At 37.1% G+C, this 10,752-nt stretch carries 9 protein-coding genes and 2 tRNA genes; 4 read left to right on the top strand and 7 right to left on the bottom strand.

The annotated features are described in order from the left end of the window. Positions 1-73: 73 nt before the first annotated feature. The 4 genes from lnt to PWP26_RS07930 are packed head-to-tail and all read right to left on the bottom strand — an operon-like array spanning position 74 to position 5,047. Positions 74-1,669: an apolipoprotein N-acyltransferase gene (gene lnt / locus PWP26_RS07945; protein WP_301399364.1), complete on the bottom strand. Its 1,596-nt coding sequence runs from the start codon at positions 1,667-1,669 to the stop codon at positions 74-76. After that, positions 1,647-2,468 (bottom strand): transporter associated domain-containing protein, encoded by an 822-nt coding sequence (locus PWP26_RS07940; RefSeq protein WP_038062076.1) that lies wholly within the window; start codon positions 2,466-2,468, stop codon positions 1,647-1,649. The genes lnt and PWP26_RS07940 overlap by 23 nt, the downstream gene beginning before the upstream one ends. Positions 2,469-2,471: 3 nt before the next feature. Further along, a complete protein-coding gene (rfaD, locus tag PWP26_RS07935) occupies positions 2,472-3,446 on the bottom strand; it encodes an ADP-glyceromanno-heptose 6-epimerase (RefSeq protein ID WP_022855178.1) in 975 nt (324 codons plus the stop codon). Positions 3,447-3,448: 2 nt separating this feature from the next. Further along, positions 3,449-5,047, bottom strand: a complete 1,599-nt coding sequence (locus PWP26_RS07930; protein ID WP_301399363.1) for an L-lactate permease — start codon at positions 5,045-5,047, stop codon at positions 3,449-3,451. 198 nt (positions 5,048-5,245) lie between these two features. Between PWP26_RS07930 and PWP26_RS07925 the strand changes: the two genes are divergently transcribed. The 3 genes from PWP26_RS07925 to PWP26_RS07915 all read left to right on the top strand — a co-directional run bounded on the left by PWP26_RS07925 (position 5,246) and on the right by PWP26_RS07915 (position 6,955). Then, positions 5,246-6,124, top strand: a complete 879-nt coding sequence (locus tag PWP26_RS07925; RefSeq protein WP_367652126.1) for a KaiC domain-containing protein — start codon at positions 5,246-5,248, stop codon at positions 6,122-6,124. A gap of 17 nt (positions 6,125-6,141) precedes the next feature. Further along, on the top strand, positions 6,142-6,807 hold the full coding sequence (locus tag PWP26_RS07920; protein WP_038062083.1) for a bacterio-opsin activator: 666 nt from the start codon (positions 6,142-6,144) through the stop codon (positions 6,805-6,807). A 73-nt stretch (positions 6,808-6,880) separates the two neighbouring features. Next, positions 6,881-6,955, top strand: a tRNA-Ala gene (locus PWP26_RS07915). Here PWP26_RS07915 and PWP26_RS08220 read toward each other — a convergent pair. Continuing rightward, positions 6,918-8,708, bottom strand: a complete 1,791-nt coding sequence (locus PWP26_RS08220; RefSeq protein WP_353735821.1) for a phosphotransferase — start codon at positions 8,706-8,708, stop codon at positions 6,918-6,920. The two genes, PWP26_RS07915 and PWP26_RS08220, sit on opposite strands and share 38 nt — an antisense overlap. Between PWP26_RS08220 and PWP26_RS07910 the strand changes: the two genes are divergently transcribed. Beyond that, a complete protein-coding gene (locus PWP26_RS07910) occupies positions 8,623-8,805 on the top strand; it encodes a hypothetical protein (protein ID WP_028843029.1) in 183 nt (60 codons plus the stop codon). The genes PWP26_RS08220 and PWP26_RS07910 overlap by 86 nt on opposite strands. Here the strand turns inward: PWP26_RS07910 and PWP26_RS07905 are convergent. Together PWP26_RS07905 and PWP26_RS07900 are read right to left on the bottom strand one after the other, a co-directional pair. Continuing rightward, positions 8,775-10,361: an MBL fold metallo-hydrolase gene (locus PWP26_RS07905; protein WP_301399361.1), complete on the bottom strand. Its 1,587-nt coding sequence runs from the start codon at positions 10,359-10,361 to the stop codon at positions 8,775-8,777. The genes PWP26_RS07910 and PWP26_RS07905 overlap by 31 nt on opposite strands. 39 nt (positions 10,362-10,400) lie before the next feature. Continuing rightward, positions 10,401-10,474, bottom strand: a tRNA-Pro gene (locus PWP26_RS07900). Between the last annotated feature and the right edge of the window lie 278 nt (positions 10,475-10,752).

Raw genomic sequence — 10,752 nt, 5'->3', positions numbered from 1 at the left:
AAGACTTTAGAAGATCTGGTAGACTTTTTTGTAAAAAGGCTTCTCGTGTTTCTTGGTTTTAACCCCCAAGGTTTTAAGAGCTGGGAAGAAATCTGCGAAGAATAAGGGTAATAGCCATTAAGACCAAGACCAAAAAACCTGTTAGCCCAAGTATATGACCTGTTTTTACAAAAAGAGAAGGGTGGTATAACGGTTTTATACTGTTGGTAAGGACAACCTCTTTTTCAAGAGGGGTTTTAATCAGGACTTTTCCTGTTGGGTCTATTACCCCTGTGATACCAGAGTTTGCTACCTGAATGGTAAACCTTCTTGATTCTACCGCACGTAGTATTGCCATCTGGAAATGTTGGTAAGGGGCTGAGGTTTGACCGAACCAAGCATCGTTGGTGGCGATAAAAACCAACTGTGTATTTTCCTTTAGTCTTTGTCTTAAAATCTCACCAAAAGCACTTTCAAAGCATATAAGAGGAGTTACCTTGATAAACCCGGTATCTAAAGGTACATAAAGGTTTTTAGAAAACCCTGGTTTAATTACATCGGTTACCACTGAAAAATTTTTTAAAAAGGGAAAATACTCTACCAAGGGGACATACTCTCCAAAAGGCACAAGCTTTACCTTATCATAAAAGTCTACAAAGTCTTTTCCATCCCATACCATAAGGCTGTTGTAAGCCATCGGTTTGCCTTCAGTATAGCTTAACCGAAAGGTACCAAAAACGATTCGAGGGGTTAGATTAAATTTTTTTCCTTCAGCTCCGATGTCCGTTAACAGACGAAGAAGCTCCACAGTATGTTTGGTCTCATAGGGAAAGTAAAAGTTGAAAGCGGTTTCTGGGAACAATATCAGGTCTGGTTTTTCTTTAAGGACCTTTAAAGCTAATTTTCTATAAACCTGAAAGGAGGTCTCCAATTGCTTTGCCTCTTTTATCTCTTGAGGAATGTTTCCTTGAAGTAGGGCTACTCTAAGTTCCTTTGGTTCTTCTTTAATTATTTTTTCCCAATGGGTTTTTAAGTAAAAACCAGAAATCATGATTAAAATGGTTGATAAAAAAAATATCCAGGTGTGTAGACCAAAAAAAGTTTTCAGGTAACCTTGATTTTCTGAGAGTTTTTTGAACAACAAAAACAAAAAATAGTTGGTAAAAACCAGAAAAAAGCTTAAAAACCAAACCCCTCCTATTTCAGCTAACTGCAAAACTAAAGAAAGGTTAGTAGCTATATAACCTATTTGCCCCCAAGGAAAACCTGTAAAAAGATTAGCTCTAAGCCATTCTATACCAACCCATGCAAGGCTTAACAACAATCCCTTTGTTAGAGTAGGGCTGTCAAAAATATGACATCGATAGGCTATGGTTAAACCTAAGGCATAATAGAGTGCAAGGTAAGAACACATAAGAAAAAGCAAAAAGATGGAAAAAAACAAGTTTAACTCACCGTATCTGGTTAGGGTATATACTATCCAGTAAACCAGAGTAGCAAAATGAGAAAGCCCAAACAGAAAACCATATAATAAAGATTGAGTTGAATTTTTAGCTTGGGTTAACGCCCAGAAAAGTGGAATTAAACCTAAAAACCCAAATATCCATAAGTTCCATTTAGGAAAGGCTAAGGTGAGAAGAATTCCAGAAAGGATAGGTAAAAAAAGATTAAGGTTGAACAAGTTTTTCATCCTTTTTTCGGACCTTTAAAAGTTCTATTTTCTTTCCGTCAGATTTTATGATTTCAGCCTCTAAAAAAGGAAGGAAAACCCTTTCCCCTGAGGTTGGAATACGTTTAAGATGATATATGATAAGTCCTGAGATGGTTTCAAAATCTCCTTTAGGTAAGGTTATCCCTAAACAATTTTCTATCTCTCTGACCTTAAACGTGCCTGGCACCAACAACCATCCTTGAGGGTCTGGAGCAGGACAGCAAGGGGTGCTTTTAATAATCTCGTATAAGATGTCTTTTAACCTGATCATTCCAGTAAGTTCTGAAAGTTGATCTACCACAAAAGCTACGTCTGTCTGTTTTTCTAACATCTTTTCCATAGCCTGCATAAGAGAAATGTTTTCAGGAATGATAAGAGGTTTTTTGACTATCCAGTCTTGCCACATAAAAATCTTTTGGTTAATTCCTCTTAACAAATCTCTGATAGCTACATACCCTAACAGGTTGTCTAAGTGATTTTGATATACCGGATAAAAAGAAAAGGGATGACGAGAGATGATGTTTAAGACTTCCTCCCAGGAATAATTAAGGTCAAAACCCACTAAATCTTGTCTGTTGATGGTTATTTCTCTTACCTCTACCGCTTTTAAATTGATGAGGTTTAAGATAAGTCGTTCTTCAAACTCAGAAACTACCTTTTCTTCTTTGTAGTCTTCCAGAACCTCTCTTATATCCTCTTCTATCTCAGATATCTCAGAAGGTTTAGAGGGAATGCGAAAAAATTTTTTGAGAAACTCTGACAGATAGTCTATACCCATAGGCTAAAAAGGTTTTTGTTGTTCCAGCCAAGAAACGTAACTTTTTACTGCCTCCTCAAGAGTATACATTGGTTTATTATAACCTACTTTTTTCAATTTGGTAATGTCTGCCTGGGTAAAATACTGATATTGTTTTCTTAGGTTTTCTGGCATGTCTATGTATTCTATGTTTACAGGAAGGTTAAGAGCAGAAAAAACAGCTGTCACTAAATCCTTAAAAGACCGAGCCTGTCCGGTACCCACGTTAAATATCCCTTTTATTTCTGGATGCTCTAAAAAGAAAAGGGTAGCCTCTACCGCATCTTTTACATAGATAAAATCACGTAGCTGACCTCCGTCTGGATATTCAGGCCGATAAGACCTAAAAAGTCTTACCTTGCCTTCTCTTTTGATTTGTTCATAAGCCTTTAACACCACACTTCTCATCTCTCCTTTGTGAAATTCTTTTTCTCCAAAGACGTTAAAATACTTTAGACCAACAACCTTTTTCGTAAGACCATGGTGATAAACCCACAGGTCAAACAGTTGTTTCGAAAACCCGTAAGGATTTAAAGGTTTTAGCCGAGGAATAAGGGTTTCATCATCAGAAAATCCTAAGGATCCATCCCCATAGGTAGCTGCAGAAGAGGCATAAATAAAGGTTATTCCATGTTCTAAACAAAAAACAGCCAATTTTTTAGAATATAGATAGTTATTTTTGTAAAGATAGTCTAAATCTTTTACCGTGGTGTCACTACACGCACCTAAATGTATGATAGCCTCCACCTCTGAGAAATGATTCTTCTCTATACAATCTAAGAAATCGTCTTTTTGAAGATAGTCTAAAAATTTAAGCCCTAAAAGGTTTTTCCATTTAGGGCCTTCTTTTAAATGATCTACTATTAAAATTCGGTCTTCGCCTCTCTGGTTTAAGGCTTCTACTAAGTTAGCCCCTATAAAGCCTGCTCCACCGGTGACTATAATACGAGGTTTTTTCATCATTAGCCCCAAAAGTTTATAAAAATCAACGTTAAGATACCAGAAATTAAAGTTATTGCAAGCACTGGAAGTATTACAGCTTTGATAAACTGTCCTTCTTCTTTTCCTTTAACCCCTATGGTAGCAGCAGCGTTGGTGATTTTTGCTGGGGTTATGGCTGAAGCAATACCACCCCCTACAGAATGAGCAGCATAAACCCACATAAAAGCCCCTGCTCCTACGGTAGAAAGGGTAGCTTCCCATTGGATTTTAGCAAAAAGAACGTTAGAGGCAGTGGCACTTCCTCCTACAAAAGTTCCTAAAACCCCTAAGAAAGGAGCAGAGATAGGATATAAACTACCTAAGGTGTTAGCTAGAAAAATAGCTATTATTCGGTCCATGTTATAGTCTTTAAAATAAGGTGTAGAAACGAGTTTTCCGTTTACCACCTCCATCGCAGACCAGGCCATGATATAAGCTACGGCAAAAAACAGAGAATAGGCTAAAAAAGGACCCCAAGACCGTTGAACCCAAAGAGAAAAGGTTTTTTTTAGTTGCTCTGATGAAGGTTTAAGAATACCGATGGAAAGAATACAGACTACCATTATCCAAAACCAAACGTTACTAAGTATGTTCAAATCTTCCTTTTTGTCTGCAAAAATAGGTATCACCTCGAGATTCCCTAATAACGAGGAAAGCTTAGTTTTAACCGGTGCAAGATTTACTATAAAAGAAAAAAGTATCAAAAGAAGAAAAGGAGAGGCAGATTTTAAGATACTTGAACTAAACCTTACCCTTTCTTCTTGGTTTGAGCCATATACGTTTTTCACCCTATAGTAAAAATAAACAAAGACCATGGTAGCTAAGCCTGAAATTACCCCTATTATTTCTACTGGAAAAATCCTTGTATAGGCACAAAAAAGGGCAGATAGAGAAAGAACAAGACCAGATAAAAACGCAGGTAAAAAGTTCTTTCTTATGGCCTCATAGCCTCCTACGGTGTAAAGCATAAGAAAGGCAAAGAAAGGAGAGATGATCGGTAGAAACAGTGTGATTTTAAAGGTAAAATCCCAGATAAATTCATCCAATCCACTAATACCAGAAGGATTAATCCCAAAAGAAAGAGCTACCTTGGCAGGCAAGGTAATTGGGATAGAAAAAAGGGCAAAAGAGGTAAGGGGGTCATAACAAAGGATGCTGATGGCTATGGCAGCAACCGGAGAAAAGCCCAAGATCCTAAAGATGGGAGGAAACATCGCAGGAGTAACCATCCCAAGAGCAGTACTAAGCGAACCAAATCCCATCCCTAAAAAAAGAACCTGTTCTTCTTTGGTTTTTACAATACCCTTGATATAATCTATGAGGTTTTTAAGGTCTCCTGTTTCTCTCATCAAAAAAATCAAAAACATCGTAAAAAGCACTGCCAGGGTTATACCCAAGGCTTTGATTATTCCCATGTAAGTAGCCCCTAAAGCTACTGAAAGAGGGGTTTTAAAATAAGTCACCGCTACCAACACTGCAAGCACCCACCCAACGATAGAAACAAAAGTCCCAGAACGGTGAAAGAAAACCATACCCAAAAAGACCACCAGAAGAGGAAAAACCGCCAAAAAAACTTCCATAGTTAACCCTCCTACTGTTTTATGTTAACAAAATAACAAGTAAAGTTTTATTAGCATTTTTTGTTAAAAAATCAACCTTAAAAAGATTTTTTAACAAATCATCCTATTTTCTAAATTAAAAAGGCTTGAAAAAGATGGTCAAACACTTATTTTTAATATAAAAACCAGAATTTTAAAAAGAGGTCTAAAATGGAGAAAATGCAAGAAAAAAAAGAAAATGTGTATGGAATTGGGGAGCCAGATTTAAAGTCTATTTATAGAGGGGGAGAAGCTCTCAAGAAAGCTCCCAAGCTTTATGGAGTGTCTACAGGGATAGAAGGGCTTGATCCACTTTTTTATGTGGTGGTTTCAGAAAACGGAAGATTAGTTAAAAAACAGTTAGGTGGTATACCTGCTTATTCAGTTTTTAACATCACTGGGGTATCTGACACAGGAAAGTCTTTGATGGTTGAGCAATTTGCCATAAAACAGGCCTCCAAAGGAGAAAGGGTTGCTTTTATTACGGTAGAAACACCTGCTAACTTTTTAGCGGCTTCTTTAGAGCTTCGAGCTAATGCCATGGGTTTTAACTTTAAAGATTTTGAAGACAACCTTATCATCATAGACGCAGCTTCTTCAACCAAGCTCAGAGAAAGTTTGCCTGACCTTTTGGCTACCTTAGCTTATGTTATTCAACATTATAAAGCTAATTTTACGATCATAGACTCAGTAACTGGTCTTTTTGAAACCAAGGAAATGCTTGCAAGAAATATAGTAAGAAGACTTTATAATTTTATGAAAAAATGGTACCAAACAGCCCTTTTTGTGTCTCAAAAAAGAAGCGGGCATGAGGAGTTAACGGCTGAAGCAGCAGGAGGCTATGCCGTTGGCCATATCGTTGACGGAACGATGGTCTTAGCCAAAGAACTTATCGATTCAAGCTTTAAGGCAAAAATGTATAAAAAAGAAATCGGAGAAATAGTAAGGCTTTTTAGGATTGATGGATGCAGGATGTGCGGACACGACACCAAAACCCGTTTTTTAGAAATTACCGAAACCGGCTTAGTAGTGATAAAAGAACCTATTTCTCAAAAATAAAAAGGAGGTGAAAACCTATGGTTATTCAAATAACCAGCCCTACAGTTTCTGAGGCAGAGTTAGAACATTTGGTTAGTAGAGTGTTTTTTAAAGCTATTGATTTATTAGGTGGGCTTAGTAAGCTTGCTGAATTTAGAACCCTTACCTGGTTGCCATCTTTAGCCAGGGCTGCTTTTGTGGTGGTTTTAAAAGAAGAGTATGTAAAAACCGATGAAGAGATAGCAGAAAAGGTAGGTTTAACTAAAAACACCGTTAGAAACATCCTGAGGGCAGACCCAGAGCTTGCCTTGCAAAAGATTAAAGCTCTTGAAGAACTGGTAAACGAGGAAATGAAAGAGTTAAAAGTGCATACCGCAGGAGGTATCGCCAAGTTAGCCTACAAAGAAATCAAACAAGGACATGACGCGCAGACCTTGCTTCACTACTGTTCTGTGGTAGCCGAAGACATAGCCAAAACCTTAGAAATTCCCTGGGCTTATTTAGTCCTTAAAAAATCAAAAGGATTGAAATATCCTGTAGAAACTGCAGAGGTTTTAAAAGAAAAATTCTCCGGGCTTTCGATAAAAGGGATCTCTTTAGAAGAAATTATTACTCATATTCAATATCCTATAAAAAACCCAGCCCAGTTATTAAAAGAAATAAAGGACTATTTGACCCTACAAAAAGCACAGGAAAAAGACTAAGAAAAACTTTGTAAAAACTATTGACAAAACCTATAAACAGGTTATTTTATATCCGATTTGGTTCTTTGAGAGTGGGGCCGTAGCTCAGAGGGAGAGCGCGTGAATGGCATTCACGAGGTCGTGGGTTCAAGTCCCACCGGCTCCACCATCAATTTTTCATAAATTTCATCAACCATTTCTTCTAAACCAGACCAACCTAACTCTTTTACTTCTTCTCTTAGGTAGATAAGGGCCTGAGGGATAAATTTTAAAAAATACTTTTTCCCTTTAAACAAACTTAAGTTGGCATACGCCCCAAGGGCTTGCAGGTGTCTTTGTATCCTTAGATAGATTAAGCTATCTAAAAACGGTTGTTGTTCAAAATAAGGGTCTAATTTTTTACGTTTCTCTATGTAATAACCTAAAAGTTCCTCCCTAAGATGTTTTTCAAGCTGATAATAAGGGTCCCATAAAAGTGAGGCTATGTCATATCCCGGAGGTCCAATCCTTGCACCCTGGTAGTCTATAAGGTAAGGAGTCCCGTTTTTTATCATTATGTTCTGACATTGTAAATCTCGATGTATCAAGTTTTTAGGGAAACTATCAGATATCCTTGCCAATTGTTCAAACTCTTGTTTTAAAATTTCCTCATCTGAAATCTTCAAAAAAGAATGCAAAAACTTCTCTTTAAAATAGTGCGTTTCCCATCTAAAATGCTCATAATCAAATTTTCTAAATTTATTTATTACAGCATCATCTACAGGAATAGTATGTAATTTTACCACCTCATCAAGCACTTTTTGATACATCTCTTTTATCAGAGTTAAGTTTCTTTTTCCTTTTAACCAGTTATACAAAGAAAGATCCCCCAGGTCTTCAAAAAAGACCTCTCCTTTTTCTTGGGAAACTTGTAAGATATGAGGAACCTTTACCCCTTTATCGTGAAAAAATTTCTGAAACTCTACCGTCCTAAAAAAATCTTCGTTTAGTCTTTCAACCTTCATCTTAACCAAACCGTTTATCCTGTAAAACTTCCGATCAGAGCCCCCATAACCTATCAGAAAACCTTCTTCTGAGTGAGGTAAAAACTGTTCTCTTGGGACTTGGATAAAGAAATCTTTACCTAAAATTCCGTCTTTAAACCTGCCAGAAACAATACTTTCTGGTGAAATTACCGCTACGTTTTCTAAAAAAGTTCCTTTTTCAAGTTGAGAGGCTACTTCAACCGATACATAGCCTTGAAATTCTACCCCATCTGTAGCAACCTCTGGACACACGTATAGATTTTCTCCTTGGGTTCTTAAGAGATAAACCAGAGTCTTCAAGTATGAGGCAGGGGTTCCTATGTCAAACCAGGCTCCTTTTAGCTCATAGGTATAGATAGGATAACCTTTTTTTAACGCCTCAACCCAACCCTCTAAAACCGTAGAAGGACCTTCAGGGAGAAAGTTTAAAAACTCAGGACTATAAACAGCTATACCAGTAAAACCGGTTTTTTTACAACATCGTTCTGGAACATAAAGAGGGTCTACTCCCAAAAATTTCCCTTCTTCATCCATAAAGATTTTATCTGCAGAAGGGTTAGGTTTAACCACCAACGTGGCTAAAGCTCCTTTTTCTAAATGAAATTTTAGCACCTCTCTCAAGTCTATCTCTGCAAAAATATCCCCGTTATAAACCACAAAAAATGAATCTCTTAAAAAAGGTTCTGCCTTTTTTATCCCTCCTCCTGTTCCTAAAATCTGTTCTTCTAGGGAGAAGAAAAATTTTTCTTTATAAGCACAGCTCTTAGCCCAGGCTAAAATTTTTTCTGGTCTATGATGAAGGTTTATCCCTATGGCTGCAGGGTTTATTTGGCTCAGGTTTTTAAGAACATACTCTATGATAGGGCTACCTAACAAAGGAACAAGAGGTTTGGGAATTTCTTCGGTAAGAGGGCGAAGTCTTGTTCCTAACCCAGCTGCAAGAATAAAGGCTTTAACTTTCATCTATGACTTTAATAAAAGACGAGCAGGATAGTAGTCTCCATGTCCGGGGAAAATCATGAGGCCTCTGCCTTGAGTTTTAAGCTTTTTATCAAGGTCCTTAGAAAGTCTATGCAAAAGTTCCATCTCCTTTCTAAAAAGGGCAGAGTTAGCGTTGGTGCTTGTCATCAAAAACTTAGGTATGTTTAGCACCTTTTTTTCTTCTTCTGTAAGGCTTGGCACATAAAGGAGATAGTCTGCGGTAAAAAGAAGGCCAAATTCTTCACAAAGAAAAAATACCTGTCCAGGAATGTGCCCTCCTAAGCTTTCTAAGACTTTAAACCTTAAATTTCCTATCTCAAAGCAGTCAATTACAGGAAAACCATAGAGTGTTTCATCCGTTTTTTTACTGTTAAAAACCTTGGGGAACCTGGGAAACTTGGTTTTGGTAAAATAGTTTACTAAGATGGTAAAATAATGATTAAGTTCAGAAAGAGGGGTAGCAACACCATAAACCCGGTTTTCATTTTTCATCACGTTTATTGCATCTTTGTGACACCAAACCTCAGTTTGAAATTCTTCCTCAAAATAACCAGTAAGACCTACATGGTCTGCATCCGCATGTGAAAGATAGATTTTTTTGATCTTTTCAGGATTTATCCCTTGGCTTTGAAGCATGGTTTTGATGTCTTGATAATATACCCCATAGCACGTATCTATCAGGTAATATTCGCCGTTTAGCTGAAACAAATAAAGATTTCCCCCGGTAGGAGGTTTAAAAGTGTGTAAAATAACCTCTCCAAAAGGAATACTTGGTAACTTTTTAAAAAAGAAGTTTGGTCCCACTTTGGTTCTTGAATAAATGGCAAAATTTAAGATGTTGCTAAAAACTTCTCCGGCTTCTAAGTTTTTCCCTGCCTCTTTATTAAAATTAACTAAATTTTCCGAAAGGTATTTAGATGTTTCTACTAATTTTTTGATTTCTGCTACTTCGTCTTCTGGAAGGAGTTTTTTCAGGTTAAAATAAAAACGTTCCAGAAGGTTTAGGCCCAAAAGCCTGGTGGTTTCCTCTTCTTTTCCTGAATATTCTAAACTATAATGATAACCTGCCTGATTCAGGGAGTATAAAAGCTCGTTTGCCTTTTGTTTCTCTGGCAAGTAAAAAGCGATAACAGCCTTGTTTTCAGAAAGGTATTCATCAAAACTCATAAACACAACGTTTGCCTGGTATTCTTGTAAAAGCTTACCAATCTTGGCTAAGGTACCTGGTTTGTGTTCTACAAAAACAGCTAATTTAAACACACCCTCAGGTTCGGTTATGTCAAAGTTTTCTTGGTAGGTTTCTTCAAACCACCCTTTTTCTGATAAACTTTGTCTGACCTTTTCCCAGCCAGAAAGATCCTGAAATTTTCCTTCTATGATGACCCTGTTAGGATGTTCTGACCGGTTGTAGTAAAAATATACGATGTTAACCTGGTTTTGTCCAAAAAGGTCGGCAAGAGTAGCAAGAGAACCTGGCTTATCTGGTACAAATACCTTAATCTTTACCAAAAACTTTTGTTCTTTGATATCTTTATAAACCTCGAAATCTTTAGAAAAAAGGTTATCCATCATAACTTTTTCTCAAACCAGAAATAGCAAATAGAAACATCGGGGCGACAGGATTTGAACCTGCGACTCCCGGCTCCCGAAGCCGGTGCTCTACCAAGCTGAGCTACGCCCCGAGATTTTGGTAGTAAATTTAATTTAATTAAAAACCTTTTAACAAATTTTTCAAGACTGTCTGTTAATAAAACCACCTGCAACAAACATTAACCTACAAAACTTAATTAGACTTAACAAGATTAAGTTTTTATATTAAAATTATAAAAAATAACGCTTTAAAAAGGAGATCCTATGCCTTAAGTAAGCATTGTGCATGATGGACTAACGGAGGGCATGTTCAGGCCTATGCCTGGTTGAGGGCGGGGTGGAAGGTCGAGGAAGTAAGCCTTGGTGATTA

Source organism: Thermodesulfobacterium sp. (genome assembly GCF_030445475.1).
In the GTDB taxonomy this organism is placed as follows: Bacteria; Desulfobacterota; Thermodesulfobacteria; order Thermodesulfobacteriales; family Thermodesulfobacteriaceae; genus Thermodesulfobacterium; species Thermodesulfobacterium commune.
This window is presented reverse-complemented; position numbering and strand designations above follow the sequence as displayed.

What these genes read in the sequence shown, in the direction of transcription:
- lnt (WP_301399364.1), bottom strand. Translation starts at nt 1,669, where the DNA reads ATGAAAAACTTGTTCAACCTTAATCTTTTTTTACCTATCCTTTCTGGA.
- PWP26_RS07940 (WP_038062076.1), bottom strand. Translation starts at nt 2,468, where the DNA reads ATGGGTATAGACTATCTGTCAGAGTTTCTCAAAAAATTTTTTCGCATT.
- rfaD (WP_022855178.1), bottom strand. Translation starts at nt 3,446, where the DNA reads ATGAAAAAACCTCGTATTATAGTCACCGGTGGAGCAGGCTTTATAGGG.
- PWP26_RS07930 (WP_301399363.1), bottom strand. Translation starts at nt 5,047, where the DNA reads ATGGAAGTTTTTTTGGCGGTTTTTCCTCTTCTGGTGGTCTTTTTGGGT.
- PWP26_RS07925 (WP_367652126.1), top strand. Translation starts at nt 5,246, where the DNA reads ATGCAAGAAAAAAAAGAAAATGTGTATGGAATTGGGGAGCCAGATTTA.
- PWP26_RS07920 (WP_038062083.1), top strand. Translation starts at nt 6,142, where the DNA reads ATGGTTATTCAAATAACCAGCCCTACAGTTTCTGAGGCAGAGTTAGAA.
- PWP26_RS07910 (WP_028843029.1), top strand. Translation starts at nt 8,623, where the DNA reads ATGGCTGCAGGGTTTATTTGGCTCAGGTTTTTAAGAACATACTCTATG.
- PWP26_RS07905 (WP_301399361.1), bottom strand. Translation starts at nt 10,361, where the DNA reads ATGGATAACCTTTTTTCTAAAGATTTCGAGGTTTATAAAGATATCAAA.